The following is a 25757-nucleotide window of genomic DNA, read 5'->3' as shown; positions in this document are numbered from 1 at the left end:
TCGCGCTCCGCGCGCCGCTGGGTCCTCCGGTCGCGGCTGCGCCGCGCCGAAGGATGACGACAGCAGGGGGGGGCACCGCCCCCGGGATGACGACAGCAGGGGGGGCGTTCAGCCTGGTTTCGACCAACGTGGATCATCAGCGGGGAACCAGTCGGCGGCGAGGTCCAGCCAGTCGGGGTTATCAGCCTCGATCAGGGCCAGTTTCCAGTCGCGCAGCCAGTGTTTGATGCGTTTCTCACGGGCGATGGCCTCGACCATCCAGGCGTGGCGTTCAAACCAGACCAGCCGGGTGCAAAGGTGCTGTTTCGTGAACCCCTCAAACGCCCCGGTCCGGTGCTGGAGAACCCGTGTGCCCAAATCGGCGGTGACGCCGGTGTACAGGGTGCCGTTGCGGCCACTGGCCATGATGTAGGTGGCGATGAAGAGCCGATGCGTCCCCATGCATGTAGATCAACACAACGCCCGGATGCTTTCCAGCCCGGCTCCCACCGTCGTCATCCTCCGGCGCGGCGCAGCCGCGACCGGAGGACCCAGCGGCGCGCGACAGCGCGAAACGGTCTGGCAGGGTGCGGAGGACAGGTTTCGCCCTCGCTACGCTCGCTCGCCGAAGGATGACGACAGGGGGGATGGGCGGAATTGGGGGACCCTACCCGAACCCGCCAGTCTCGACCTTGACGAAGGCGGCATGGCCGGTGAGGTCGGTGAACAGGTCGGCCTCGGTGCCGGTCAGGAAGGCCTGGAGGCCGAGGGCGACGATCTCCTCGAACAGGGCGGCGCGGCGGCGCGCATCGAGGTGGGCCGGAGCCTCGTCCAGCAGCAGGACGGGGGGGACCGCCGAGACGGTGCGCAGCCGGGTGATCTGGGCCAGGATCAGGTTCAGGACCAGGGCCTTCTGTTCGCCGGACGACCCCTCGGCGGCGGGGCGGTTCTTTTCGCGGTGCAGGGCGGTCAGGTCCGAACGGTGCGGCCCGAACAGGGAGCGACCGGCGGCGGCGTCGCGGGCACGGGAGCGGACCAGACCCTCGCGGATGGCGGCGGCGATCGAGTCTTCATCAGCCCCGGCGGCGGCCATGGTTTCGGCCTCGCCGGTCAGGCCCAGATCGGCCTGGGGGAAGGGGCGGTCGCCGCGGGCGTCGATCCCGGCCTGGAGCCCGGTCAGGGCGGCGGCGCGGGCCGTGGCGGCCCGGGCCCCGGCCTCGCCGAGCCGCAGCTCCAGGGCGTCGAGCCACAGGGGATCGGCTTCCCGGCCTTCGGCACCGTCGGTCAGCAGGCGCAGCCGTTCGCGCAGGGCCTTTTCATAGCCGGCCACCACCGCCGCATGGTCGGGCACGGCGGCGAAGACCAGACGGTCGAAGAATTTGAGCCGGCCGGCGCGGGCGTCGGAGAACAGCCGGTCCTGTTCCGGCGTGGCCCAGACCGGGCGCAGATAGTCGAGCAGCCGCCCCGGCTGGGCCGTCTCGCCGTCGATGCGGACGATGCGGCGCGCGGCCCCGGCCGCCTGGACCCCGGTGCCGAGCCGGACCTCATCGCCGTCGCCGGCATCGAGCGTCAGGGCCACGGCCCAGGCGCGGCCGCCGGCCTCGCCCGGTTCGCGCCGCCCCATCTCGACCGCCGTGGCCGCGCGCAGGCCGCGCCCGGGGGTGAACAGGCTGAGCGCCTCGAGCAGATTGGTCTTGCCGGCCCCGTTGGGTCCGTACAGCACCACCGGCCCCGCCGGGACCGGCAGGGTGGCGGACGCATAGGACCGGAAATCGGTGAGGGTGAGGGACTGGATCAAGACAGACCGGTTACAGCATTCCGCTCATCCCGGCGAAGGCCGGGCCCCAGTACTTTCGCTCAACCACCGACTTTCGCCGGGATGAGCGGATTTGTGTGAGCCCCTAAACCCGCAGCGGCATCAGCACATACTGGACGCCGGGGTCACCGGGATCGAGGACCAGGGTCGGGCTGGCCGGGTCGGCGAACATGAAGGTGGCGTTCTCGCCGGTGATCTGGCCGGCGACGTCCAGCAGATAGCGGGCGTTGAAGCCGATCTCGAACGGCTCTTCGGAATAGCCGATCTCGACCTCCTCGACGCCCTGGCCGGCCTCCATGTTGCGGACGGTCAGGGTGACGCGATCCAGTTCGAAAGCCAGTTTCACCGAGCGGCTCTTCTCGGCCGAGATGGTGGCGACGCGGTCGACGGCGTTCTTGAAGGTGGCGTTGTCGATGTCGGCCCGCTTGTCGTTCCCCTTGGGAATGACGCGCATATAGTCGGGGAAGGCCCCGTCGATGACCTTGGAGGTCAGGGAGGCCTGGCCGAACTCAAAGCGGATCTTCTGCGGGCTGACCTGGACCTCGACCGGGCCGGAGCCGTCGTCGAGCAGGCGGCGGACCTGGTCGATGGTCTTGCGCGGGACGATGACGCCGGGGCCGCCGGCGGCCCCTTCGGGGGCCGGGGTCTCGGCCAGGGCCAGGCGGTGGCCGTCGGTGGCCACGGCGCGCAGCAGGGGCACGCCGCCCTCGGCCACCGTGTGCAGGTACAGGCCGTTCAGATAGTAGCGCGTCTCTTCGGTCGAGACGGCGAACCGGGTCTTGTCGATCAGTCGGGCCAGGTCTTCCTTGGCCAGGGCATAGCGGGTGCCGCCGGTGTCGGCCGACATGACCGGGAAGTCGCCGGCCGGCAGGACCGGCAGGTTGAATTTCGAGCGCCCGGCCGAGACCGTCAGGCGCGGATCGTCGCTGTTGTAGGTGAGCGAGACCTCGGCCCCCTCGGGCAGTTTGCGGATGATCTCGTACAGGGTGTGGGCGGGGGCGGTGATCTGCCCCTCGACCTGGACCACGGCCTCGGCCTCGTCGACCATCTCCATGTCGAGGTCGGTGGCGGCGAAGGCCAGTTTGTCGCGCCCGGCGCTGAGCAGGACGTTCGACAGGATCGGAATGGTGTTGCGACGTTCAACGACGCTCTGCACATGGCCGAGGGCCTTGAGGAGCGCGGATCGTTCGATGGTCAGCTGCATGTCGTCTCGCCCGGGATGCGACGACTCAGGATCGTCGCTGCGACTGGAGGGCCTTGGACACTAGCGGATTGAGCGGGCGGGGCAAGGAAGGGCGTAGGGCTTAGGGCTTAGGGCTTAGAGAAGAGAGAGAGGCAAGTGGGGATAATCGAATGGATCGACCTTAAACTCCCCAATCCCCAAGACCTAAGCCCTACTCACTACCCCCGGAGCTTGCGGGTCAGGGCCTCGACGTCGCGGGCGATCTGGTCGTCCTGCGGCATCAGTTCCTCGATCTTGCGGACCCCGTGCAGGACGGTGGTGTGATCGCGCCCGCCGAAGCGGCGACCGATGTCCGGATAGGAGCGGGTCGTGTGCTGTTTGCACAGCCACATGGCGATCTGGCGCGGCCGGGCCACCGAACGGGTGCGCCGCTCGCTGAGCAGGTCGGCCTGTTTCATGTTGAAATGTTCGGCCACCGTCTTCTGGATCTCGTCGACGGTGATGCGGCGCTCGGGCCCGCCGCGCAGGGCAGCCCCCAGCAGGACCTGGGCCTCGTCGACGGTCAGGGCCGACAGCCGGGCCCCGGCGACGGCGGCCAGGGTGTTCACGGCCCCCTCGAGCTCGCGCATCGAACCGGGGGTACGATCGACCAGATGTTCGAGCACCTCGGGCTGGACGTCGCCGGTGACGACGCCGAGCCGGGCGAGGGCGGCCAGGCGGTTGCGGGCCACGGCCAGTTTCAGCAGGCGGTCGGCCGGCTCGACCGGGCAGGTCAGGCCCGAGGCCAGATGGCTGCGCAGGCGCGGCTCGACCTCGGTCAGGGCCATCGGCGGGCGGTCGGCCGACAGGACGATCCGTTTGCCGTCCTCGATCAGGGCCGTCAGGGTCGACAGCAGTTCTTCCTGGGTCGAGGCCTTGCCGCCGACGAACTGGACGTCGTCGATCAGCAGCATGTCGGCGCTGCGCAGACTGTCCTTGAAGGCGGCGGTCGAGCGGTCCTGCATGGCGCGGACGAAGGTCGACAGGAAGCGTTCGGCGGTCAGATAGACCACCTTCGCATCCGGGCGCAGGCGCTGGGCCTCCCAGGCGATGGCATTGAGCAGGTGGGTCTTGCCGTAGCCATAGGGGCCGCAGAAGAAGATCGGGTTGAAATGACCGTCGGCCCAGCCGGCGGCCTGCCGGGCGATGGCCAGGGCGAAGGCATTGCCCTGGCCCTCGACGAAGCTGTCGAAGGTCAGGCGATCCTGCAGGCCGGCGGCGCGCACGGCGCGGGCCCCGTCGGCCACCGGTCCCACGGTCGGGCGCGGCATCGGCATCACGGCGGCCAGTTCGCCGCGGGCGGCGCTGACGGCGGAGGCGGGCGGGGTCGAGCTCATCTCGGCACGGCAGCGGACGTCGAGGCGACGCGACAGGCCGTCGAGGCCGAGCCACAGCTCGTTCATGCGACGCAGGGCGTTCTTGCGCACCCAGTCCCGGGCATAGGCGGTCGGGGTGACCAGGATCAGCTGGCCCGCGCCATCGACCCGTACGGCCGAGGGGGCGATGTAGGAGCTGAACGGACCTTCGCCGATTTCGGTCCGGAGGCGACCCGACGCCTCGGTCCAGATGCGATCCGGATCCGTCATGCTCGCCATTGCCACGCCCCCCGCCATATCAATCACCCAACCTTACAAATTCAACGTTCAGACCACACTCCAGGGCCGCCGGTACCGAGGACGACTTCTCCTGCCCCGCAAAGCGCTATGCTTTGCAGGCGGGGTCATACTCTCGAACAGACGTCCCACGCCGACGCGATACCCAGGTTCCGCGCCGCCTTCATCCGTGTCGGGATGGAAGTGCGTAAGAGCCCAAAACTTACGCTCAGGACGGGTTGGGTCAACGCTGATTCGCGACTCGAATTGCAGTTAAATTGTTTGACTCCGCTAAAGCCAAACGAGCGTTGAGGAAATGTTCAATTCCCCGTTCAGGCGAGCGCCGATTCTTCGGCGACGACTTATTCGCAGACATGGAAACGGCGAGGGAGCGGTAGCGCCCTCGCCGTTGAAAACCATAATTTTTCGCATGACGGCCCGATGAAGGGCCGTCCGGAGACGTCTAAGTCAGGCGGCCGACAGCTTCTTCAGCTGGGCAGCCAGACGGGAGACTTTCCGCGAACCGGTGTTCTTGTGAACCACACCCTTGGAGACCGCGCGCATCAGCTCGGACTGGGCCTCGATGAAGGCCCCCTTGGCTGCACCGGCGTCGCCCGAGGTGAGGGCTTCCTGGAATTTGCGGAGGAAGGTGCGAACGCGGGTGCGTCGCGCCTTGTTGACCTCGGTACGGGCCGCGATCTTGCGGATCGCCTTCCGGGCGCCGGGGTTGTTAGCCATTTGAAAAAACCTTCAACGGAAAACGCCGCAGACCAAGCGTCCACGGCGTGAAATCTCAAGAGCGCGCGGATATAGCTGAAAGGGTGGAGGGGGTCAACGCGAGTCAGCGCCCCGTGAAATTCGGCTTCCGCTTTTCGACGAAGGCCGACATTCCCTCCTTCTGGTCCTCGAAGGCGAACAGCGAGTGGAACAGGCGGCGCTCGAACAGGACGCCCTGGGTCAGGGTGGTCTCGAAGGCGGCCCCGACCATCTCCTTGTTGGCCATCACCGCGAGGATGGACTGGGCGGCGATCTTCGTCGCCACGGCGCGGGCCTCGTCCAGCAGGGTGTCGGCGGGGACGACGCGCGACACCAGGCCGGCGCGTTCGGCCTCGGCCGCATCCATCATCCGGCCGGTCAGGACCATCTCCATGGCCTTGGCCTTGCCGACGGCCCGGGTCAGCCGCTGCGAGCCGCCGATGCCGGGGGCGACGCCGAGGTTGATCTCGGGCTGGCCGAATTTGGCATTGTCGCCGGCGAGGATGAAGTCACACAGCATGGCCAGCTCGCAGCCGCCGCCGAGGGCATAGCCGGAGACGGCGGCGATGATCGGCTTGCGGAAGCGGGCGATACGGTCGTGGCCGAGGGCGAAGAAATTGCCCGTGTACATCTGGGCATAGGTCTGGTCGGCCATCTCCTTGATGTCGGCCCCGGCGGCGAAGGCCTTGGCCGAGCCGGTCAGGACCAGGCAGCGGACGCTGTCGTCCTGTTCGACAGTGTCGAGAAAGGCGGCCAGTTCGGCAAACAGGGTCGAGTTCAGCGCGTTCAGCGCCTCGGGCCGGTTCAGGGTCACCACCGCATAGCCGTCGGCATGGCGTTCGATCAGCAGGGTGGAATAGCTGTCAGACATGATGGTGCTCCTCTGGGTCGGGGCGAGGTCTAGCGCGTCACCCGTCCCACTGGAACACCTCACCGATATCGACCCCGAACACGGCGGCGATGCGGAAGGCGGCTTCCAGCGACGGCGAGTATTTGCCCTGCTCCATGGCGACGATGGTCTGGCGGGTCATACCGATACGCGCCGCCAGATCCGCCTGGGTCATTTCGCCGGCATGAAAGCGCAGCTCACGGATGCGGTTGCGGATCGGCGGCGGGGCCTTGACCATCAGCGGCCCCGACGGGACAGGACGACCGCAACCAGGTGGCGAACGGCCTCGGCCACGGCCAGGGCCAGGACCACACCGTTGACGGCGACGAGGGCGGCGGTCGACAGGGGTTCGACTCCCAGCAGGTCAGGGTGTTTGACCGAATGGACATAGGCGAACCCCGACAGGCCGCCCAGCACGGCCCCCAGGATTATGAAGGCGGCGTTGCTGGCCTTCAGGGCGATGGCCTGCTCGCGCTCGTCGCGGACGAGGATGTCGGACTGCGGGCCGCTGCGGGCGGCGGCGATCGCGCCGATGATGTAGCCGATCAGCAGAACCACGATACAGCCGATCAGCAGCCACAGGGACCGGTCCGCGGTCAGGGTGCCTTCGGCCGACAGCTGGGCCAGCCGGGTGAAATAGAAGCCCCAGACCAGCACGATATTCACCAGGGCGAACCCCGACAGTTTTTCCTTGAACGACATTGTTTCCCTCATTCCAGAACGAGAGTCCGTGTCGCATTTGAACGACACCATATCTAGTATTTTTTACATCGAGTCCGAATTATCAGACTCAAGCGAGCGCCGCCAGCCTGAGGACGGTGTTCCAGTTGCGCCCGGTGCCGACGCCGGTCAGGCGCGGCACGGCCTTTTCGGCCATCCGCGACCGGCCGATGCCGTCGGCGCACCACAGATAGAGAGTCCCGTCGACGGCGGCGGCCCGTTCGTCGCCGACGGCGAGGCCCTGCAAGGTTTCAAGCGCCCCGTCCGCCAGCCTGGCCTTCATCACCATGACCAGCAGGCGGCTGCCGTCAGTCACGGCCTGTTGCGGAAAGGGATTGGCGGCGATCAGGGCGGCCCACTGATCGGGTGTGCGCACCATAATCTCTATGGGCCGGCCGAAGCGGGCAGCGATGCCCGCTTCCAGCCGGGCCTCCAGATCCAGAGGCTCGGCGTCGCTGTCGACCACCAGATTGCCGCTGGCCAGCAGGGTGCGGGGATTGGCGAGACCGAGGGTGTCCGCGACGGTCTTCAGCTCGGTCATCAGGACCTTGACCCCGCCGACATTGACCCCGCGCAGCAGGCAGATGCGGTGGCTCATGCCCTCACCCCTTCTGGCAGACCGGGCAGAAGAAGGTCGAACGCCCGCCCTGGACGATACGGGTGACGGTGCCGGTGCAGCCATCGGCGAGACAGGGCTGACCCTCGCGGCCATAGACGTCGAACCGGTGCTGGAAATAGCCCTGGCCGCCCTCGGCATTGGCGAAATCCTTCAGGGTGGAGCCGCCGGCAGCGATGGCCTCGGTCAGGACGTCGCGGACCACGGCCGCCAGCGCCTCGAGCCGGGGCTGCGAGACCTGGCCCGCCGGGAGCCGGGGCGAGATGCGGGCGCGGAACAGGGCCTCGCACACATAGATATTGCCCAGGCCGGCGACATGGCGCTGATCCAGCAGGCTGACCTTGATCGAGGGCTTGCGGCCGGCGAAGGCTCCGGCGAGGTGGGTGCCGGAAAACCCGTTGCCCAGGGGTTCGGGGCCCAGGCCGGCGAACCAGGCATGGGTCTCGAGAGCCCCGGCCGGGATCAGGCCCATGAAGCCGAAGCGGCGGGCATCGGTATAGCCGACCCGGGTGACGAGGGGGCCGGAGACGGCGTCCAGACTCATATGTTCATGCTTGCCGGCCGTCGGGACCTGATGGGCGAAACCCCCGGGGGCGACCCCGGCCAGGGTGAAGCGTCCGGTCATGCCCAGATGGGTGACCCAGGTCTCGCCGGTCGACAGGGCCGCCAGCAGATATTTGGCGCGCCGGTCGATGCGCTCGACCACCGCTCCGTCGAGACGGTCGATGAAGCGCTCGGGAAAGGGAAAGCGCAGATCGGGCCGGTTCTGGCGCACCGCGGTCAGCCGCGCCCCGACGAGGACGGGCTCGAGGCCGCGGCGGACGGTTTCGACTTCGGGCAGTTCGGGCATTGGGCTCCGGCTCAAGCGGTAGGGCTTAGGTCTTAGGTCTTAGGTCTTAGGGCTTGGAAGGTTGGGGCGGGAGTCCGCTTCCCCTAATCCCCAGGCCCCCTCACTGCGCCTACTCACTGCTCACTGGCGCCTGGCGCGGTTTCCGGCTTACCTCCATCCGAAGCCGGAGACGACCCTGATGACCGACACACCCGCCGCGACGCCCCGCAAGCGTATTGAACTGACGCTGCGGGCGCTGGTTCTGGGTTGTTTGCTGGCGGTCGTGTTTACCGCCGCCAACACCTACCTGGGCCTCAAGGTCGGGCTGACCTTCGCCTCGGCCATTCCGGCGGCGGTCATTTCGATGGCCATCCTGCGGATGTTCAAGGACTCGACCATCTGGGAAAACATGACGGTCCAGACCGTGGCCTCGGTCGGCGGGGCCATGAGCTCGATCATCTTCGTCCTCCCCGGGCTGGTCATGGTCGGCTGGTGGCTGGAGTTCCCGTTCTGGGAGTCGGTGTTGATCTGCGTCTTCGGCGGCGTGCTGGGGGTGACCTTTTCGATTCCGCTGCGCCGCGCCCTGGTGGTCGAGGCGAACCTGCCCTACCCCGAGGGCGTGGCCGCCGCGGAGGTGTTGACCGTCGGATCGCGCGGTGCCGAACAGACCGAAAGCGCCGTGCGCGAGAACGCGGCCGGCCTGTGGGTCGTGATCACCGGTGCCGTCGTCTCGGCCGGCTACGCCCTGCTGGTCGCGGGACGGGTCTTCGCCGGCGAAGCGGCCCGGTTCATCAGGCTGCCGGCCTCGCTGGGCGGCGGGGCCACCGGCCTCGGCTTCGGCATGCAGTTCGCCCTGCTGGGCGCGGGCCATCTGATCGGCCTCGCCGTCGGCCTGGCCCAGCTGTTCGGCCTGATCCTCGCCTGGGGGATCGCGGTGCCGATCCTCACCAGTCCGGACACCATCGCCTGGCTGACCGCCCACGGCATTCCCTCGATCGCCACCACCCTGCCGGCCGGAATCGGTGCCGAGGAACTGGCCGGCACGGTGTGGAGCCGCGAGGTCCGCTTCATGGGGGCCGGCGTCATCGGCGTGGCCGCCATCTGGACCCTGATCAAGCTGGCCGGGCCGCTGATCGGCGGCCTGGCCTCGGCCCTGGCCGCCAACCGCCGCCGTCAGGGCGGGGAGGTGCTGGAGCGCACCGAGCAGGACATTCCGATCAACATCGTCGCCGGCCTGTCGGTCGCCTGCCTGATCGGCATCGGCTTCATCCTCGCCTGGTTCGCCCAAGGCAATCCGACCCTGGCCGGCTCGACCGCCCTGCTGGTCGGGGGCGGCCTGATCTATGTCGTCCTCATCGGCTTCGCCGTGGCCGCCATCTGCGGCTATATGGCCGGGCTGATCGGATCGTCCAACAGCCCCGTGTCGGGGGTCGGCATCCTGGCGGTGGTCATCGCCTCGGTCCTGATGCTGGGCGTGCTGGCGCTGGCCGGACTTCCGGCCGACCCGTCGGTGGTAGCCTTCGCCCTGATCGTGACGGCCGTGGTGTTCGCCGTGGCCGTCATCGCCAACGACAACCTGCAGGATCTGAAGACCGGTCAGCTGGTCGGGGCCACCCCGTGGCGGCAACAGACCGCCCTGATCGTGGGTGTCATCGCCGGTGCCATCGTGATTCCGCTGATCCTCAACCTGCTGAACAAGGCCTTCGGCTTCGAGGGCGGACCGGCCGGCATCGCGGACCAGCCGTTGGCGGCACCGCAGGCGACCCTGATCTCCGCCCTCGCCCGCGGGGTCATCGGCGGCGACCTGCGCTGGGACCTGATCGGTCTGGGCGCGGTGATCGGCGTGGTCATCATCGCGCTGGACGCCGCGCTGAACGCGGCCACGAAAGGGAAGATGAAGCTTCCGCCCCTGGCCGTCGGCATCGGCTTCTACCTGCCGGCCGCCGTCACCACCATGCTGGTGCTCGGGGCAGTCTGCGGCTGGGTCTACGACAAGGCGATCAGGACGACCCGCTTCGCCGACGTCGGGCGTCGCATGGGCGTGCTGCTCGCCTCCGGTCTGATCGTGGGCGAAAGCCTGTTCCTCGTCATGACGGCGGGGGTGATCGTCTCCACCGGCGACGACGCGCCGTTCGCCCGCTTCTTCCCGGTCGGCCAGGGCTGGCCGGCCATGTTGGCGGGGCTGGCGGTGTTCGTGGCCCTGACGGTCGGTCTCTATGCCTGGGTCCGCAACCGGTCAGCCCGGGTCTGATCCGGCAGGATTCCACCGAGTCCCGTTCCGCCACTGCCCCGCCCTCGCCGTTTTTGCCCGGTAGGAGGTCCGGCAATTGGTCAGGCGGCGTGTTCCACACGCTCTGGCCTTTGCGTGCGCGTCCCTGTATGAGGCGCGCGCTCCCTGAACTGTCGCTCTTTCTCCGCGGCCCGCCCGGTTCATCCCGTTCGCCGGCCGCTTTTCACGTCTGATATCAAAATGAATATGCGCAACGTCGCCATCATCGCCCACGTCGACCATGGCAAGACCACCCTGGTTGACCAGCTTCTGGCCCAGTCCGGCGTGTTCCGAGCCAATGAGGCGACGACCGAGCGCGCCATGGACTCCAACGACCAGGAGAAGGAACGCGGGATCACCATCCTGGCCAAATGCACCTCGGTGCTGTGGAACGGGAAGGCCGGCGAGACCCGGATCAACATCATCGACACCCCCGGCCACGCCGACTTCGGCGGTGAGGTCGAGCGTATCCTGGGCATGGTGGACGGCTGCGTCATCCTGGTCGACGCCGAAGAGGGCGTGATGCCCCAGACCAAATTCGTGCTGACCAAGGCCCTGAAGATGGGCCTGCGTCCGATCCTGTGCATCAACAAGGTCGACCGTCCCCACGCCGACCCCGACCGGGTTCACAACGAGACCTTCGACCTGTTCGCCGCCATCGGCGCGACCGACGAGCAGCTGGACTTCCCGCACATCTACGCCTCGGGCCGTAACGGCTGGGCGACGCTGGACATGAACGTGCCCAACGACAACCTGGCCCCGCTGTTCGACCTGATCGTCGACCATGTGCCGCCGCCCAAGGTTCAGGAGAACAAGGACAAGCCGTTCCAGATGCTGAACGTGCTGATCGAGTCCGACCCCTTCCTCGGCCGTCTGCTGACCGGACGCATCGAGAGCGGCAAGGCCATTCCCGGCATGGCCATCCACGCCCTCGACCGTGACGGCAAGGAAATCGAGCGCGGCCGCATCACCAAGGTTCTGGCCTTCCGCGGCCTGAAGCGTACGGCGCTGGACGAAGGCTCCGAGGCCGGCGACATCGTCGCCATCGCGGGCCTGTCCAAGGCTACCGTGGCCGACACCCTGTGCGCCATCGACGTCACCGACGCCCTGCCCGCCCAGCCGATCGACCCGCCCACCATCTCGATGACCGTCTCGGTCAACGACAGCCCGCTGGCCGGTCGCGAAGGCGACAAGGTCCAGTCGCGCGTGATCCGTGACCGCCTGCTGAAGGAGGCCGAGGCCAACGTCGCCATCCGCGTCACCACCAGCGAGGGCGGCGACGCCTATGAGGTCGCGGGCCGGGGCGAACTGCAGCTGGGCGTGCTGATCGAGAACATGCGCCGCGAGGGCTTCGAGGTCTCGATCTCGCGTCCGCGGGTGGTCTATCAGTTCGGCGAGAACGGCGAGAAGCTGGAGCCGATCGAGGACGTCATGATCGACGTCGACGACGAATATACCGGCATCGTCATCGAGAAGCTGTCGGCGCGCAAAGGCGAGCTCAAGGACATGGGTCCGTCGGGTGCCGGCAAGACCCGCATCAGCCTGATGTGCCCGTCGCGCTCGCTGATCGGCTACCAGGGCGAGTTCCTGACCGACACGCGCGGTTCGGGCGTGCTGAACCGGGTGTTCAGCCACTATGAGCCGCACAAGGGTCCGATCGAGGGTCGCCTGAAGGGCGTGCTGGTGTCCAACTCGGACGGCGAGACCGCCGCCTTCGCCCTGTGGAACCTCGAGGACCGCGGCGTGATGTTCGTGGGCTCCGGCGAGAAGACCTACCAGGGCATGATCATCGGCGAGAACAGCCGCTGGGATGACCTCGACGTCAACCCGATCAAGGGCAAGGTGCTGAACAACATCCGCGCCTCGGGCAAGGACGAGGCCGTGCGCCTGACCCCGCCGCGGGCCATGTCGCTGGAACAGGCCATCGCCTATATCGGCGAGGACGAACTGGTCGAGGTCACGCCCAAATCGATCCGCCTGCGCAAGCAGATCCTGAACCCGAGCTTCCGCAAGAAGCGCGCCCGCCCGGAATAGGGTCGCGGCCCGATCCGGACCGGAAACGAAAAAGGGCGGCCCCGACGGGGCCGCCCTTTGTTTTGTCGGCGACGGCAAACGCCCTAGCGACGTTTGACCAGTCCCAGCAGGAACAGCAGCACGATCGCGCCGATGGTGGCGACGATGGTCGAACCGATCCAGCCGCCCCAGGTGAAGCCGAGGGCGTTGGCGATGAAGCCACCGATCACGGCACCGATGACGCCGACGATCAGATTGGTGATCAGGCCGTGGTTACGGCCCATGATCTGCTCGGCCAACCAGCCCGCGATGATACCGACGATAATCCAGAACAGGATAGACATGAGGATTTCCCTTCCTTGAAAGCCAAGCTCCCGCAGTAAATGCCCCGGTCACAATCCGGTTGCGTCGCGCTGGTAATCCACCGTTCGACGACATTCCCCCGCCGCGCGAACGCGGCACGCCCCTTGCCCCATGAGAGGCGAGCCGTTCCGTTTCGGGACAGCGCGACATCAAGGGGATTTGGGGCCATGGCTACCGATATCGATCTTCACCTGGGACGCCGTCTGCGTCGTCGTCGTCGCCTTCTGGGCCTGACGCAGCAACAGCTGGCGATGCAGGTCGGGATCCGTTTCCAGCAGATCCAGAAATACGAGTGCGGGGCCAACCGCATCTCGGCCGCCCGCCTGTGGCAGCTGGCCGAGGCGCTGGAATCGCCGGTCAGCTATTTCTACGACGGGCTGGAAGAGGCCATCGAACGTCAGGAGGCTGCCGGCGCGAACGGTGGCGAGATGTTTTCCCGCAAGGAAACGCTCGACCTGATCCAGGCCTATTACCAGCTGGGCGAACGGCCGCGCCGCCGCCTGCTGGACCTGGCCAAGTCGCTGCATGCCGAGGGCGACGCCGCCTGATCCGGCGCGTCGGGGCCCGGTCGGGCCCACAAGACGGGTGACTTGCCGGCGGCGCTTGCTGTATGCCGCCGGCGATGACCGAGCTTGAATCCTTCACCGTCGACCTGGCCCGCGAAGCGGCCCGGGTGTCCCTGCCCTTCTTCCGCAGCGTCTTCGCCCAGGAGGACAAGGGGGCCGACGGAGCCTTCGATCCGGTCACCGAGGCCGATCGCGCCGCCGAGGCCGCCATCCGCCGGCTGATCGCCGCCCGCTATCCTGACCACGGGGTCATCGGTGAGGAATATGGCGAGGATCGCCCCGAGGCCGAGCACGTCTGGGTACTGGATCCGATCGACGGTACGCGCGCCTTCATCGCCGGCCTGCCGTCCTGGACCTGTCTGATCGCCCTGCGTCACGCGGGCCGGCCGCGCATCGGCGCGATCGCCCAGCCCTATCTGGACGAGATATTCCTGGGCGGCCCCTCCGGCGCACGCCTGCTGAAGGGCGGGGCCGAGACGGCGCTGCGGACCCGTCGTTGCGCCGGTCTGGACGAGGCCCTGATCTCGACCACCGATCCCGAGCTGTTCACCCCGGTCGAGCGCGCGGCCTGGGCCCGGGTGCGCGCCGCAGCGCGCCTGGCCCGGCTGGGATGCGATGCCTATGCCTATGCGATGCTGGCCGCCGGCAATATCGATCTGGTCGCCGAAAGCGGGCTGAAGGTCTGGGACTGGTCGGCCCTGGTGCCGGTCATCGAGGCTGCGGGCGGCCAGGTCACAGACTGGCACGGCGGCGCGCCCAACGACGGCGGACAGATTCTGGCGGTCGGCGACGCCGGCCTGCAGGAGCCGGCCCTGTCCAGCCTGCGCACGGCCGCCCTGGCACCGGCGGCCTGAAGCCACCGGCCCGGCACCGTCAGACAGCGGACATCAGGCCTCAGGCGACCTCGGAGGAATCCCGGGTCGGCTCGGGGAAGGCCAGGGGGGGCGCAGCGGGCTCCGCGGCCGGACCGGCCACCGGTGCCGCCGCGACCGGGGACAGGTCCTGGATCGGCGAGACATAGGCCGCCATAGCATCGAACTCTTCCAGGAAGACGGCGCGCAGGTCGTCGGTCTCCATGATGACCTCGTGTCTGGATCCCGGCACCTCGACATAGCGGCCGCGGCTGAGCCGACGCGCGGCCCATTTGTTGGTCTGTTTCCAGACCCGGTCGTCGTCGCCGGCCTGGACGATGGCCACGGGAATTTTCACCGCCTTCAGGGCCTTGGGCTTGAGGGACCGCTCGCCGGCGTCGAGGGCGAAGGCCAGCCAGCCCCAGGTCGGGCCGCCGACGGCCAGGTGCGGGCAGGCGTACAGCTGCTGGCGCCAGAGCTCGTAGCGGGTCTCGTCCGAGGTCAGGGCGTCATTCTCGAAGGTATGGTCGAACGGATCATCGGCGTCGTCGAGCACATAGTCCCCGGCCTTGCCGTGACGCAGGTTCCAGCGGGCGGCCAGCTTGACCGACCACATCGACCGTTTGCCGGTCTTGATACGCAGCATCGGACTGCACATCAGCGCGCCGGAGAACCGGGTCTCGCCGGCCTCAAGCGTCATCAGATTGAGCGTCGCCCCCATCGAATGGCCCAGCATGATCCACGGCTTGGGCGCGCGGGTCTCGAAGGCTTCCAGCAGGCGGCCATAATCGTCCAGAAACTCCTCGACCGCCCGGGCATGGCCCTTGAGCCGGTCCGGCAGCAACCGGGCCGACAGACCCTGGCCGCGCCAGTCATGGGCCAGGACACAGAAGCCGCGGGCCAGCAGATTGCCGATCAGTTCGAAATATTTCTCGATCGGCTCGGTGCGACCGGTGCTGAGGACCACAGTCCCCCGCGGCTTGGCGGCGACCAGGCTCGAGGGCGTCCACAGGGCGGCGCGCAGTCGCAGACCACCGGCTCCACGGAACCACTCCCCCTGTCCGCCGGGCGGGGGGGCGGCGCCTGGCACACCCATCAGGGGGGCGTTGGCGGCATAGGCGACAGCACGGTTCACTCGGGCTTCCTGAACTTCAAGGTCATGCGATCGCTCTCACCGATCTCATCATATTTCTTCCGATCGAACGTCGGATCGGGCGTCTGGCCCCGCGGTGCCGTCAAACTCTGGGGCGGCAGGGTGTCGACGCCGAACGGATGATCCTTGGTATCCCTTTCATTCGCGTTGATTTCCGAAGACGCGACGAAGATGAAACCGGCCTCGGCGGCCAGCTGCCGGACGAAGGCCTCCTGGACGTAGCCGTTGGCGGCCGCGGGATCCTGGTCCTCATCCGGGGCCAGGCGATGCTGCTCGATCCCGAGGGTCCCGCCGGGCCGCAGGGCCGCATAGGCGTCGGAAAAGGCCTTCTCGGCCACGCCGGCCGCCATCCAGGCGTGGATGTTGCGCATGAACAGGACCAGGTCCGCCGTCCCCGCCGGGGCCACGGGGCCGCTGGTGGGGCCGAAGGCGCTGAATTTGAGCTCGCCGTACAGTTTGCGGTCGGCGGTGAAATGGGTCTGGAAGGCCGCCATCAGGGCCGACTGGGCCGGATCGTCGCCACCGCCGGTCTGGAAGCCCGCCGCATAATAGGTGCCACCGCCGCGCGCCAGATAGGGGGCGAGGATTTCGGTGTACCAGCCACTGCCCGGCCAGAAATCGACCACGGTCATGTTCGGTTGCAGGCCGAAGAACCGCAGGGTTTCCATCGGATGGCGGGCGGCGTCGCGGCCCCGGTCCTGGACCCGCCAGTCGCCGGCGATCGCCCATTCCAGCGAGCCCGCCGGCGGCCCCGACGGCGCGTCCTCGACGACCGGCACCTCGGCCTTCTTGCCGCGACCGCAGGCCGCCAGGCCCGTCAGGACGACGGCAGAGGCTCCGAGAAGCATACCGCGACGCGACGCGACCATTCGCCGGTCCTGCCAAGACTCAAGCATACAATTCCCCCGTGCCGTCGATCCGCGTTCCAGCCACCGACCTCGACAAGGCTGGATTAACCACGTTCGCCGCCATCGTCAAAACGACCACCGGCTCAGCCCGGTTTGCGGAACCGCAGGGTCATGCGGTCGCTTTCGCCGACGGCATCGAAGGCTGCCCGCTCGGCCGGGGTCAGGGTGCGGCCCTGTCCGGACGAGCGCCGTACCGGCGGCAGGGTCCAGACACCGAACGGATGGGCGTGGTCATCGCGCGGATTGGCATTCAGTTCGCTGCGGGCGTCGAGGACAAATCCGGCCCGTTGGGCCGCCTCGATCACATAGGATTCGGAGACATAGCCGGTCGGTGCCGTGACCGAGACATCCAGGTCGCCGGGACTGCGGTGTTGCTCGACCGCCAGCACACCACCGGGCTTCAGGGCCTGGAAGAAGGCCGCCATATAGGGGTCGGTGCGACCGTCCCGGGCCCAGTTGTGCAAGGCCCGGGCGACGACGACCAGATCAGCGGCCCCGTCGGCCACCCCCATGCCGTCGCCCGGCCGGTTGACGGCGACATAACGACCGCCGCTGTCGCGGGCATAGGGCTCGAGGATACCACGCCACCAGCCGGCCGCGCCGGGCTCGATCTCGACCACGGTCTGGCCGGGGGTCAGGCCCCAGAAGGTCAGGGTCTCGAACGGATGACGCGCGGCGTCGCGGGCCACGTCGGCCGCCGGACGGGACGGGGCGGCGATCACAGACCGCAGCAGCTCATCCTCCTGCGGAACCGGCGGAACCATGGCCAGAGGCCCATGGCCGGCCCGGGCAGCGGTGGGGCCGGTTTCGGCGACGGCAACCGCGGGCAGGATCAGGGCGGTGGACAGGACGAGGGCGAGCAGACGCATGGGCGAACTCCGGAAGGGGAAGGACAGGCAGGGCGTTTCATACGACGCATGGCGGGCGGGGCAAGTCACGATCCCGAACATCGTCGCCCGTTTGACCCTGCCCCTTGACCCGGGAAAGACGCTTCCCACATCGGACTCCGAGAGCGCCGGTTTCGGGCTCTCCAGACCCGACGGGGCCCACCAGGGACCGTCACGGCCTGATCCCCACCGCCGTCCGGGGCAAATTCGCCGGGCGGCTCAACCTTGCTGATCCCCAGGAGGATGACCCATGCGTGCCTATGATTTCACTCCGCTCTACCGTTCCGCCGTCGGCTTTGACCGGCTGGCCCATCAGCTGGAGACGGCCGCCCGAACCGGCGAGCCCGGCGGCTGGCCGCCCTACAATATCGAGACCACGGGCGAGAACGCCTATCGCATCGAGATCGCCGTCGCCGGCTTCAGCCCTGACGAACTGACTCTCGAGGTGAAGGAAAACCTGCTCACCGTCACCGGTCGCAAGACGGCCAATGACGACAGCGACGGCCGCACCTATCTGCACCGCGGCCTGGCCGAGCGCGATTTCGAGCGACGGTTCCAGCTGGCGGACTATGTCATCGTGACCCGGGCTGATCTGGTCAACGGTCTTCTGAGCATTGATTTGAACCGCGAGCTGCCTGAGGCGTTGAAGCCTCGTCGTATCGAGATCGGCACCGCTGCACCGCTGATCGAGGGCCGCAAGCCCAAGACCAAGGCCGCCTAGCGCGGGGTTTCGAGACGACACTCCGACGGACATCGGACTGAAGGGGGTGGCGTTCGCGCCGCCCCCTGTTTCGTATCAGGCGGCGACCTCGGGCGCGTCGGGCACTTCCAGGCCCCGGACCCCGGTCACGACAGCGTCGGTCAGTTCGGCCTGCCGCAACTGGGCCCCGTGCAGGATGGCGCGGGACAGGTCCGCCCCGGTCAATACCGCCCGCCGCAGATCCGCCCCCGTCAGGTCCGTTCCGCGCAGGCAGGCCCCGGTCAGATCAGCCGGCAACAGCCGGTCGACGGCCAGCATCAGCGGTCCCAGCTGGGCCCCGCGCATATCCGCCCCGTTGAGGCGCGCCCGGGCCAGTCGGGCCCCGCGCAGGTCGGCCCCCTGGAGGTTGGCCGAACGCAGGTCGGCATCCTCGAGATGCGCGCCCTGGAGCTGCACCCCGGCCATGTCGAGGCCGTAGAAGACCGCGCCACGGGCCGACAGGGCCGTCAGATTGAGTCCGGTGATCGATTTCAGGGCCCGCAGGTCGACGCCGTCGAACACCGAGGGCTGACCCTCGGCCCCGCCGGTGTCGCACCAGCGCGCATGGGCCCCCAGCATATCGGCCGCCGGCATGACCGCGACCGGTGCCCCCGACGAGCGATGGTCGGTCAGGGCCCCCTCCATATTGGCCCCGTCGGTGCGCCACATGTCCACCTTGACCCCGACCAGGATGGCGTCACGCAGATCGGCCCCGGAAAGGTCGGCCCCGGACAGGTCGGCCCCGGCCAGATCCGCCCCGCGGAAGCTGGCCTGTTTCAGATTGGCCCGGACCAGTTTGCAGTCCTTCATGATCGCATCGGTGAAGTCGGCCGAGACGGCGATGATTCCGGTCAGCTTGGACCGCTGCAGATTGGCCCCGGCCAGACAGGCCCCCTGGGCCTGGGTATCGGCCCGGGATTTCGACTCGACGACCCGGAAGCCGAGCCGGGAATCGGCGGCGGCGATGGTGCCTTCGCGCAAATCAGCCTCGAACATGTCGGCACCGGACAGGTCGGCCCCGCGCAGACAGGCCCCGCGCAGGTCGGCGCGGCGCAGGCTGGCCTCGACCAGGATCACGTCCTGCATGTCCGAGCCGAAGAAGGTGGCGTTGTCGAGCCGCGCCCCGGTCAGATCACAGCCGATCATACAGGCGGCCGAGAAATCGGCGTCAGCGAGGTTGCGCCCCGCCATGCTCAGGCCGCTGAGGTCCATCCAGGCGAAGACCGCGCGCGCGCCGCCAGGCCTGGCCTGCCAAAGGCGATCATGCCGCGCGCAGACTGCGTCCAGCTCGGGCTGGGTCAGGCGGCGGCGAGTGGCATCTGGCGAGGGCGCAGGCATGGATTCATGATGAACCCCTTCACTTAACGAAGACTTGCGGAAATCCCGGTTTTTGTCTTCAGACTCAAGCGGTCAGCAGGCCCTGTTCAGCCAGGGCATCCGCCAGCTCGCCGGGACCGGTCCACAGGCGCGTATAGCCCGCCTCGCCGAGGCGTTTCAGCTCCATGCCCAGGTCGGCCCGGGGCGAGGCGGCGAAACGGGCATCGAACCCGGCCCCTTCCTCGCTGATCCGGACCATCGGCCGGCCGGTTTCGAGCCGGTGCAGATAGCCTTCGTACAGGACGGCCGCGTCATCACTGAGCAGGCCGGTCTCGACCGTCAGTCCTGACTGGCGCAGGCGTTCGATGCCGCGTCCCGAGGCGAAGGGCGACGGATCGACGGCCGCCACCACCACCCGGGCGATACCGGCCTCGACCAGAAACTGGGCACAGGAGGTCCGCCCCGACGATCGCGCACCACAGGGCTCCATCGTCACATAGGCGGTTGCACCCCGGGCCAGGTCGCCGGCAGCGGGAATGGCCTGTTCCTCGGCGTGGGGACGGCCGCCGGCGGCGGTCGCGGCCTCGGACACCATCACCCCGTCACTTACGATGACGCAGCCAACGGCCGGATTGGGCCAGGTGTCGCCCATCCGGGCCAGGGCCAGGTCGATGGCCCGGCGCATGAAGCCGAGATCGGCGGCGGCGTCGTTCACGGCATCACCGGCAGGGCCTGGGCCCGGTCCGTGTCGAGATAACGGGCGGCGACCGGCTTCAGCCCGGCGTCGAGATCGATCTCGAGCGGATTGCCGGTCGGAATCTCGACCGCGACGATCCGGTCGTCCGGCACCTGGAACAGGTGTTTGACGATGGCCCGCAGCGAATTGCCGTGGGCGACGATCAGCACATCCTCGCCGGCCCGGAGGCGCGGGGCGATGGTGTCGGTCCAGTAGGGCAGGACCCGTTCGAGCGTGATCTTCAGGCTCTCGGTGTCGGGAATGGGCTGGCCGGCGTAGCGGGGATCGGCATGGAAATCATAGGCCCCGCCCGGGGCCAGGGGTGGTGGCGGTACATCGTAGCTGCGACGCCAGATACGCACCTGGTCCTCGCCGTGCGTTTCCGCCGTCTCGGCCTTGTTGAGCCCGGTCAGGCCGCCGTAGTGGCGCTCGTTCAGCCGCCAGTCCTCGACGGTCGGGATATCCTTGAGACCGGCGGCCTGCAGGGCCAGGGCCCCGGTCCGTTTGGCCCGTTTCAGCACCGAGACGAACATCACATCGGGCTTGAAGCCGGCCGCGGCGATCAGTTCACCGCCGTGACGGGCCTCGGCCTCGCCCTGGGCGGTCAGGTCGACGTCAACCCAGCCGGTGAAGCGGTTCTCGAGGTTCCACTGGCTCTGGCCGTGACGCAACAGGATCAGACGGGGCATACAGGGTCTCCGGAGCAATAGACGGGGCGTAGGACCGGGTGCGCGCCGGGTCAAGGCGACCCCGGCGCAGCCGCTGTCGGGACGAGGGAGCCGTCACCGGCGACCGGCGTTGTTGTTGGCCCTGCCCCGGGTGTCCTATAGCCAGCCCCAGTCCGGTCTCATTCAAGGCTCCGTCCATGCAAAAGCCCCGTTCCGACCTTCGCGCCAATACCGCCGACTACGAGACCATACCGCTGGTGAAGGCGACGGGGTTCCGCGAATATGACGCGCGCTGGATCCTGGACACGGAGATCAACCTGCTGGGCCTGCAGGCCCTGGGCCTGGGCCTGGCCACCTATGTCCATGAGGTCGGGACCCGGCCGCGCATCGTGGTCGGTCACGACTACCGCTCCTATTCGCTGAGCGTGAAACAGGCCCTGATCCTCGGCCTGCTGGAAGGCGGGATGGAGGTGCTGGACATCGGCCTGGCCCTGTCGCCGACCGCCTATTTCGCCCAGTTCGCGCTGGATGCCCCCTGTGTGGCCATGGTCACCGCCAGCCACAACGAGAACGGCTGGACCGGGGTCAAGATGGGGGCCAATCCGCCCCTGACCTTCGGCCCCGACGAGATCGGGCGGCTGAAGACCATCGTGCTGGAGGGCCAGGGCGTGGCCCGGCCCGGCGGACGGCTGGAACGGGTCGAGGGCTTCCGCGACCGTTATCTGGACGAGGTCACCACCGGGGTGAAACTGACCCGGCCGCTGAAGGTGGTGGCCGCCTGCGGCAACGGCACGGCCGGGGCCTTCGCCCCCGAGGCCCTGCGCCGCATGGGGGTGGAGGTGATCGAGATGGACACCGAGCTCGACTATAATTTCCCCAAATACAATCCCAACCCCGAGGACCACGCCATGCTGAGCCAGATGGCGCAGCGGGTGCGGGAAACCGGGGCCGACCTGGCCCTGGGCTTTGACGGCGACGGCGACCGCTGCGGCGTGGTCGACGACACCGGCGAGGAGATCTTCGCCGACAAGATCGGCCTGATGCTGGCCCGCGACCTGTCGGCCCTGCACGCCGATGCCACCTTCGTCGTCGATGTGAAATCGACCGGCCTGTACAAGACCGACGCGGTGCTGAAGGCCAATGGGGCGGACACCGTCTACTGGAAGACCGGCCACAGCTATATCAAGCGCAAGACCGCCGAACTGGGAGCCCTGGCCGGGTTTGAGAAGTCGGGCCATTTCTTCTTCAACGCCCCGATCGGCCGGGGCTATGACGACGGCATCGTCGCCGCCGGGGCCATCCTGGCCATGCTGGACCGCAACCCCGGGAAAAAACTGTCCGAGCTGAAGGCGGCCCTGCCCGACGCCTGGACCAGTTTGACCATGAGCCCGCATTGCGACGACGAGCTGAAATATGAGGTGCTGGAGCGGATCGTCGCCGGCTACGAGGCGCTGGCGGCGGCGGGCGGGTCGATCCTGGGGCGCAAGATCGTCGAGGCCATTACCGTCAACGGCGTGCGGGTGCACCTGGAGGACGGATCCTGGGTGCTGGTGCGGGCCTCGTCCAACAAGCCGGAACTGGTGGTGGTGGTCGAGAGCATGCGCTCGGCCGACGACATGCGGGCCCTGTTCCACGACGAGGTAAAGCCGCGGCTGGCGAAATACCCCGAGATCGGGGCCTACAATCAGGAAATCTGAACCCATACGGTCCGTCGCCATCGTCGGCGGGGGGTTTTCCGGGGCCATGCTGGCCGTGCGGCTGGCCGGCAGCGGCGTCGCCTCGACCCTGATCAACCGCAGCCCGGACTTCGGCCTGGGCGTCGCCTATGCGACCCCGTTCGACGGCCATCTGCTGAATGTGCGCACCAGCCGGATGAGCGCGGTCGAGGCCCGGCCGGACGACTTCCTCGACTGGGTCCGGGAGCGGCATCCGGCATGCGCGGACCCGGACGGCTTCGCGCCGCGCCGGCTGTTCGGCCTCTATGTGCAGGACCGGCTGGCGGCGGCCGAGGCGGCCCATCCGGGACGGATCGAGCGGATCGTCGGCGAGGTCGTGGCGCTGGAGGTCGAGGCTGTGCGGCTGGCCGACGGCCGGGTCGTCACCGCCGGGGCCGTGGTGCTGGCGACCGGCAACCCCGCGCCGCGGACGGCAGCGGGCGGGGCGGCCAATGATCGTGTCCTGAGCGACCCCTGGGCCCCCGGGACCCTGTCACGGATCGGGGCCGGCGAAGACATCCTGATCATCGGCACGGGCCTGACCATGGTCGACATGCTGCTGCAGCTGACGGCGGGCGGCTGGCGTGGCCGGGCCACCGCCCTGTCGCGCCGGGGCCTGCTGCCCCGGGCCCACCGGGTCCATCATGAGGTGCCGATCGCCCCCACCCCCGGCATGGTCGCGGGCCCGGCCTCGCGGCGACTGGGCGACGGACGACGGCTGGCCGGTTCCGGGGGCTGGCGGTCGATGATGGACGGGTTGAGGCCGGTCACCGCCGACCTGTGGCGCGAGACCGACCCGGCGGTGCGGGCGCGGCTGGTGCGGCATCTGCGGCCGTGGTGGGACGTGCATCGCCATCGCCTCGCCCCGGTCGTGGCCGGGGCCATCGACGGGCTGGTGGCGGACGGACGGCTGCAGGTCGTGGCCGGCCGGGTACGGCGGATCGCGCCGGTAGGCGACGCGGTGAGCCTGCACTGGATGCCGCGTCATGCGACAATGGGGGAGACCCTTACGGGTGGCTGGCTGATCGACTGCACCGGCCCCGGCCACGATCCGGCGCGGGACCCGCTGACCGGCCCGCTGATCAGCAACGGACGGGCGCGGCTGGACGCCCTGGGTCTGGGCCTGGATCTGGATGGCGACGGGCGCGTGCTGGGGGCAGACGGCAGGCCGGATTCCCGGCTGTTCGTGCTGGGTCCCCCGGCCCGGGCCGCCTTCTGGGAGACGATCGCCGTGCCTGACATCCGCCAGCGGGTCGAGGCCGTGGCGGCGGCCCTGACGGCCTAGCGGTAGGCCCCTCACGCAGGTTGATGTCATATTCGACCCAGGCCTTCAGGGCCGACAGCATCTGGGTCCAGCCGGCGCAGTTGCCGTAGGAGGCCCTCAGTCCGGCCGGGGTTGGCGTCCAGCCGTCGTCGAGCGGGGCAAAGGTCAGGGTCACGGTCGTGTGGCCGTCATCCAGGCCTTCGGCACCGGCCCCGCGCAGCACGATCTTCCGGTCCTGAACAACCTCGATCACCTCGACCGGAAAGGCCCCGGGGAAGTCGGCGAAATCCCACCGGACCGTCGCGCCGGTCTCGAGCCGCCCGCCCGTACAGCTGTGCGCGGCCGAGCCGTCGCTGGATCGCTGTACGGTGATGCAACACCTGAGGCGGGTGGAGGGAGCCTAGCCGACCGCCTCGATCGCCGCGACGATGTCGGTGACCACGCTCTCGACCAGGGCCGGATCGTCGCCCTCGGCCATCACGCGGATCAGTTTCTCGGTGCCGGACTTGCGCACCAGAAGCCGGCCGGTTCCGGCGAGGCGGGCCTCGCCGTCGGCCATGACCGCCTTGACCGCAGCGGACTCCAGCGGCCGACCGGCGCTGTAGCGCACGTTCTGGAGCAGTTGCGGCACCGGCTCGAACTGTCGGGCCAGATCGCTCATCTTGCGGCCGCTCTCGACCATGACGGCCAGGACCTGCAGGGCCGACATCAGGCCGTCGCCGGTGGTGGCATAGTCATGCAGGATGATGTGGCCCGACTGTTCACCGCCGAGGTTGAACCCGCCCGAGCGCATCCGTTCCATCACATAGCGATCGCCGACCCTGGTCCGCTCCAGGGTCAGGCCGTCGGCCAGCAGGCCACGCTCCAGCCCGAGGTTGGACATGACGGTGGCGACGACACCCCCGCCGGTCAGCAGGCCGCGCCGGGCCCAGTCGCGGGCGACCAGGGCCATGATCTGGTCGCCGTCGACGACCTTGCCATGCTCGTCGCAGATGATCAGCCGGTCGGCGTCCCCGTCCAGGGCGATGCCGATGTCGGCCCCGTGATTGCGGACCGCCGCCGCCAGGGCCATCGGATAGGTCGAGCCGCATTCGGCATTGATGTTCAGCCCGTCCGGGTTGACCCCGATCGGGAAGACCTCGGCCCCCAGCTCATAAAGGGTGGTCGGGGCGACGCGGTAGCCGGCGCCGTTGGCGCAGTCGATGGCGATGCGCAGGCCCTGCAGGCTGAGGGCCTTGGGGAAGCTGGCCTTGGCGATCTCGATATAGCGGGCCTGGGCGTCGTCGATCCGTTTGACGCGACCCAGTTTTTCCGGCGCGGCCAGACCCTCGTCCAGGGCCGTGTCCATCATCGATTCGATCTTCAGCTCGACCTCGTCCGACAATTTGTAGCCGTCCGGACCGAACAGCTTGATGCCGTTGTCGACGAAACTGTTGTGCGAGGCCGAGATCATCACCCCGATGTCGGCGCGCATCGACCGGGTCATCATGGCCACGCCGGGCGTCGGCAGCGGTCCGAAGGTCAGGACGTCCATACCGGCGCTGGCAAAGCCGGCGACCAGGGCCGGTTCGATCATATAGCCCGACAGACGGGTGTCCTTGCCGATCACGACCAGATGGCGACGCTCGTTGCCGGACATGAACAGACGGCCGGCGGCGAGGCCGACGCGCAGGGCCACCTCGGGGGTCATCGGATAGGTATTGGCCCGGCCGCGAATGCCGTCAGTGCCGAAATAGCGTCTCTCGCCCAAAGGGGTTCTCCCGTGGCGTCGCCGGTATGGAAACCTTGCGAAACCGCAATTCAGATGCCTCAAGGCTGCAGATCGCCTAGATGCGCAACCGGACCTTCCGTGCCGGATTAGACCGTCAGGCACCGGCGCGCAAAGCAGC

The 25757-nt window shown here is 68.4% G+C and carries 25 protein-coding genes; 7 read left to right on the top strand and 18 right to left on the bottom strand.

Annotated elements, in window-relative coordinates; all coding sequences use genetic code 11:
- Window positions 1–108: 108 nt before the first annotated feature.
- The 10 genes from PSV00_RS08865 to mutM all read right to left on the bottom strand — a co-directional run bounded on the left by PSV00_RS08865 (window position 109) and on the right by mutM (window position 8440).
- Complete coding sequence (locus PSV00_RS08865) at window positions 109–441, bottom strand: GIY-YIG nuclease family protein (protein WP_300446200.1); 333 nt, start codon at window positions 439–441, stop codon at window positions 109–111.
- A 205-nt stretch (window positions 442–646) separates the two neighbouring features.
- Window positions 647–1777 (bottom strand): DNA replication/repair protein RecF, encoded by a 1131-nt coding sequence (gene recF, locus PSV00_RS08860; RefSeq protein WP_300446198.1) that lies wholly within the window; start codon window positions 1775–1777, stop codon window positions 647–649.
- A gap of 103 nt (window positions 1778–1880) precedes the next feature.
- Window positions 1881–2999, bottom strand: a complete 1119-nt coding sequence (dnaN, locus tag PSV00_RS08855; protein WP_300446196.1) for a DNA polymerase III subunit beta — start codon at window positions 2997–2999, stop codon at window positions 1881–1883.
- 197 nt (window positions 3000–3196) lie between these two features.
- The gene (dnaA, locus tag PSV00_RS08850) at window positions 3197–4630 is read right to left on the bottom strand and encodes a chromosomal replication initiator protein DnaA (RefSeq protein WP_300446194.1); all 1434 of its coding nucleotides are present in this window, start codon (window positions 4628–4630) and stop codon (window positions 3197–3199) included.
- 447 nt (window positions 4631–5077) lie between these two features.
- Window positions 5078–5347, bottom strand: coding sequence for a 30S ribosomal protein S20 (rpsT, locus tag PSV00_RS08845; protein ID WP_300446192.1), 270 nt, complete (start codon window positions 5345–5347; stop codon window positions 5078–5080).
- Window positions 5348–5450: 103 nt separating this feature from the next.
- Complete coding sequence (locus PSV00_RS08840; protein ID WP_300446190.1) at window positions 5451–6236, bottom strand: enoyl-CoA hydratase; 786 nt, start codon at window positions 6234–6236, stop codon at window positions 5451–5453.
- Window positions 6237–6273: 37 nt separating this feature from the next.
- Complete coding sequence (locus tag PSV00_RS08835) at window positions 6274–6492, bottom strand: helix-turn-helix transcriptional regulator (RefSeq protein ID WP_300446188.1); 219 nt, start codon at window positions 6490–6492, stop codon at window positions 6274–6276.
- Window positions 6492–6956 carry a hypothetical protein gene (locus PSV00_RS08830; protein ID WP_300446186.1) on the bottom strand — a complete coding sequence of 155 codons (465 nt, stop codon included), beginning with the start codon at window positions 6954–6956 and terminating at the stop codon, window positions 6492–6494. Before PSV00_RS08830 ends, PSV00_RS08835 begins: the two co-directional genes overlap by 1 nt.
- 88 nt (window positions 6957–7044) lie before the next feature.
- Window positions 7045–7572: a DUF1697 domain-containing protein gene (locus tag PSV00_RS08825; RefSeq protein ID WP_300446184.1), complete on the bottom strand. Its 528-nt coding sequence runs from the start codon at window positions 7570–7572 to the stop codon at window positions 7045–7047.
- 4 nt (window positions 7573–7576) lie between these two features.
- Window positions 7577–8440 carry a bifunctional DNA-formamidopyrimidine glycosylase/DNA-(apurinic or apyrimidinic site) lyase gene (gene mutM, locus PSV00_RS08820; protein ID WP_300446182.1) on the bottom strand — a complete coding sequence of 288 codons (864 nt, stop codon included), beginning with the start codon at window positions 8438–8440 and terminating at the stop codon, window positions 7577–7579.
- Between the two features lie 178 nt (window positions 8441–8618).
- On the opposite strand from mutM, the gene PSV00_RS08815 reads away from it, so the two are divergent.
- Both PSV00_RS08815 and typA read left to right on the top strand, forming a co-directional pair.
- Entirely contained in the window at window positions 8619–10670 is a 2052-nt protein-coding gene (locus PSV00_RS08815) for an OPT family oligopeptide transporter (protein WP_300446180.1), read from the top strand.
- Window positions 10671–10889: 219 nt separating this feature from the next.
- Window positions 10890–12722, top strand: a complete 1833-nt coding sequence (gene typA / locus PSV00_RS08810; RefSeq protein ID WP_300446178.1) for a translational GTPase TypA — start codon at window positions 10890–10892, stop codon at window positions 12720–12722.
- A gap of 83 nt (window positions 12723–12805) precedes the next feature.
- On the opposite strand, the gene PSV00_RS08805 is transcribed toward typA, so the two are convergent.
- The gene (locus PSV00_RS08805) at window positions 12806–13045 is read right to left on the bottom strand and encodes a GlsB/YeaQ/YmgE family stress response membrane protein (protein ID WP_300446176.1); all 240 of its coding nucleotides are present in this window, start codon (window positions 13043–13045) and stop codon (window positions 12806–12808) included.
- 186 nt (window positions 13046–13231) lie between these two features.
- Between PSV00_RS08805 and PSV00_RS08800 the strand changes: the two genes are divergently transcribed.
- Both PSV00_RS08800 and hisN read left to right on the top strand, forming a co-directional pair.
- Window positions 13232–13612, top strand: a complete 381-nt coding sequence (locus tag PSV00_RS08800) for a helix-turn-helix transcriptional regulator (protein WP_300446174.1) — start codon at window positions 13232–13234, stop codon at window positions 13610–13612.
- Between the two features lie 74 nt (window positions 13613–13686).
- Window positions 13687–14484, top strand: a complete 798-nt coding sequence (gene hisN, locus PSV00_RS08795) for a histidinol-phosphatase (RefSeq protein WP_300446172.1) — start codon at window positions 13687–13689, stop codon at window positions 14482–14484.
- Window positions 14485–14524: 40 nt separating this feature from the next.
- On the opposite strand, the gene PSV00_RS08790 is transcribed toward hisN, so the two are convergent.
- From PSV00_RS08790 to PSV00_RS08780, 3 genes are all read right to left on the bottom strand, one after another.
- Window positions 14525–15616, bottom strand: a complete 1092-nt coding sequence (locus tag PSV00_RS08790; RefSeq protein ID WP_300446170.1) for an alpha/beta hydrolase — start codon at window positions 15614–15616, stop codon at window positions 14525–14527.
- Window positions 15613–16503 (bottom strand): methyltransferase, encoded by an 891-nt coding sequence (locus PSV00_RS08785; protein ID WP_300446168.1) that lies wholly within the window; start codon window positions 16501–16503, stop codon window positions 15613–15615. Before PSV00_RS08785 ends, PSV00_RS08790 begins: the two co-directional genes overlap by 4 nt.
- A gap of 122 nt (window positions 16504–16625) precedes the next feature.
- Window positions 16626–17411: a methyltransferase gene (locus PSV00_RS08780; protein ID WP_300446166.1), complete on the bottom strand. Its 786-nt coding sequence runs from the start codon at window positions 17409–17411 to the stop codon at window positions 16626–16628.
- A gap of 268 nt (window positions 17412–17679) precedes the next feature.
- Here PSV00_RS08780 and PSV00_RS08775 point away from each other — a divergent pair, with 268 nt between their 5' ends.
- Entirely contained in the window at window positions 17680–18150 is a 471-nt protein-coding gene (locus PSV00_RS08775; protein ID WP_300446164.1) for an Hsp20 family protein, read from the top strand.
- A gap of 75 nt (window positions 18151–18225) precedes the next feature.
- Here the strand turns inward: PSV00_RS08775 and PSV00_RS08770 are convergent, their stop codons facing one another.
- From PSV00_RS08770 to gpmA, 3 genes are all read right to left on the bottom strand, one after another.
- Window positions 18226–19506: a pentapeptide repeat-containing protein gene (locus tag PSV00_RS08770; protein WP_300446162.1), complete on the bottom strand. Its 1281-nt coding sequence runs from the start codon at window positions 19504–19506 to the stop codon at window positions 18226–18228.
- 64 nt (window positions 19507–19570) lie between these two features.
- The gene (locus PSV00_RS08765) at window positions 19571–20200 is read right to left on the bottom strand and encodes a bifunctional diaminohydroxyphosphoribosylaminopyrimidine deaminase/5-amino-6-(5-phosphoribosylamino)uracil reductase RibD (RefSeq protein ID WP_300446160.1); all 630 of its coding nucleotides are present in this window, start codon (window positions 20198–20200) and stop codon (window positions 19571–19573) included.
- Window positions 20197–20910 carry a 2,3-diphosphoglycerate-dependent phosphoglycerate mutase gene (gene gpmA, locus PSV00_RS08760; protein WP_300446158.1) on the bottom strand — a complete coding sequence of 238 codons (714 nt, stop codon included), beginning with the start codon at window positions 20908–20910 and terminating at the stop codon, window positions 20197–20199. Before gpmA ends, PSV00_RS08765 begins: the two co-directional genes overlap by 4 nt.
- A 176-nt stretch (window positions 20911–21086) precedes the next feature.
- Between gpmA and PSV00_RS08755 the strand changes: the two genes are divergently transcribed.
- Window positions 21087–22586 (top strand): phosphomannomutase/phosphoglucomutase, encoded by a 1500-nt coding sequence (locus PSV00_RS08755; protein ID WP_300446154.1) that lies wholly within the window; start codon window positions 21087–21089, stop codon window positions 22584–22586.
- The gene (locus PSV00_RS08750; RefSeq protein WP_300446213.1) at window positions 22573–23889 is read left to right on the top strand and encodes an FAD/NAD(P)-binding protein; all 1317 of its coding nucleotides are present in this window, start codon (window positions 22573–22575) and stop codon (window positions 23887–23889) included. Before PSV00_RS08755 ends, PSV00_RS08750 begins: the two co-directional genes overlap by 14 nt.
- A gap of 379 nt (window positions 23890–24268) precedes the next feature.
- On the opposite strand, the gene glmM is transcribed toward PSV00_RS08750, so the two are convergent.
- The gene (glmM, locus tag PSV00_RS08745; RefSeq protein WP_300446152.1) at window positions 24269–25618 is read right to left on the bottom strand and encodes a phosphoglucosamine mutase; all 1350 of its coding nucleotides are present in this window, start codon (window positions 25616–25618) and stop codon (window positions 24269–24271) included.
- Window positions 25619–25757 lie beyond the last annotated feature (139 nt).

The organism is Brevundimonas sp., assembly GCF_029945885.1.
In the GTDB taxonomy this organism is placed as follows: domain Bacteria; phylum Pseudomonadota; class Alphaproteobacteria; order Caulobacterales; family Caulobacteraceae; genus Brevundimonas.
This window is presented reverse-complemented; position numbering and strand designations above follow the sequence as displayed.

What these genes read in the sequence shown, in the direction of transcription:
- PSV00_RS08805 (WP_300446176.1), bottom strand. Translation starts at nt 13,045, where the DNA reads ATGTCTATCCTGTTCTGGATTATCGTCGGTATCATCGCGGGCTGGTTG.
- typA (WP_300446178.1), top strand. Translation starts at nt 10,890, where the DNA reads ATGAATATGCGCAACGTCGCCATCATCGCCCACGTCGACCATGGCAAG.
- PSV00_RS08815 (WP_300446180.1), top strand. Translation starts at nt 8,619, where the DNA reads ATGACCGACACACCCGCCGCGACGCCCCGCAAGCGTATTGAACTGACG.
- PSV00_RS08770 (WP_300446162.1), bottom strand. Translation starts at nt 19,506, where the DNA reads ATGCCTGCGCCCTCGCCAGATGCCACTCGCCGCCGCCTGACCCAGCCC.
- mutM (WP_300446182.1), bottom strand. Translation starts at nt 8,440, where the DNA reads ATGCCCGAACTGCCCGAAGTCGAAACCGTCCGCCGCGGCCTCGAGCCC.
- PSV00_RS08840 (WP_300446190.1), bottom strand. Translation starts at nt 6,236, where the DNA reads ATGTCTGACAGCTATTCCACCCTGCTGATCGAACGCCATGCCGACGGC.
- PSV00_RS08800 (WP_300446174.1), top strand. Translation starts at nt 13,232, where the DNA reads ATGGCTACCGATATCGATCTTCACCTGGGACGCCGTCTGCGTCGTCGT.
- PSV00_RS08825 (WP_300446184.1), bottom strand. Translation starts at nt 7,572, where the DNA reads ATGAGCCACCGCATCTGCCTGCTGCGCGGGGTCAATGTCGGCGGGGTC.
- PSV00_RS08835 (WP_300446188.1), bottom strand. Translation starts at nt 6,492, where the DNA reads ATGGTCAAGGCCCCGCCGCCGATCCGCAACCGCATCCGTGAGCTGCGC.
- PSV00_RS08755 (WP_300446154.1), top strand. Translation starts at nt 21,087, where the DNA reads ATGCAAAAGCCCCGTTCCGACCTTCGCGCCAATACCGCCGACTACGAG.
- PSV00_RS08785 (WP_300446168.1), bottom strand. Translation starts at nt 16,503, where the DNA reads ATGGTCGCGTCGCGTCGCGGTATGCTTCTCGGAGCCTCTGCCGTCGTC.
- gpmA (WP_300446158.1), bottom strand. Translation starts at nt 20,910, where the DNA reads ATGCCCCGTCTGATCCTGTTGCGTCACGGCCAGAGCCAGTGGAACCTC.
- dnaA (WP_300446194.1), bottom strand. Translation starts at nt 4,630, where the DNA reads ATGGCGGGGGGCGTGGCAATGGCGAGCATGACGGATCCGGATCGCATC.
- hisN (WP_300446172.1), top strand. Translation starts at nt 13,687, where the DNA reads ATGACCGAGCTTGAATCCTTCACCGTCGACCTGGCCCGCGAAGCGGCC.
- PSV00_RS08830 (WP_300446186.1), bottom strand. Translation starts at nt 6,956, where the DNA reads ATGTCGTTCAAGGAAAAACTGTCGGGGTTCGCCCTGGTGAATATCGTG.
- dnaN (WP_300446196.1), bottom strand. Translation starts at nt 2,999, where the DNA reads ATGCAGCTGACCATCGAACGATCCGCGCTCCTCAAGGCCCTCGGCCAT.
- PSV00_RS08865 (WP_300446200.1), bottom strand. Translation starts at nt 441, where the DNA reads ATGGGGACGCATCGGCTCTTCATCGCCACCTACATCATGGCCAGTGGC.
- PSV00_RS08775 (WP_300446164.1), top strand. Translation starts at nt 17,680, where the DNA reads ATGCGTGCCTATGATTTCACTCCGCTCTACCGTTCCGCCGTCGGCTTT.
- PSV00_RS08780 (WP_300446166.1), bottom strand. Translation starts at nt 17,411, where the DNA reads ATGCGTCTGCTCGCCCTCGTCCTGTCCACCGCCCTGATCCTGCCCGCG.
- rpsT (WP_300446192.1), bottom strand. Translation starts at nt 5,347, where the DNA reads ATGGCTAACAACCCCGGCGCCCGGAAGGCGATCCGCAAGATCGCGGCC.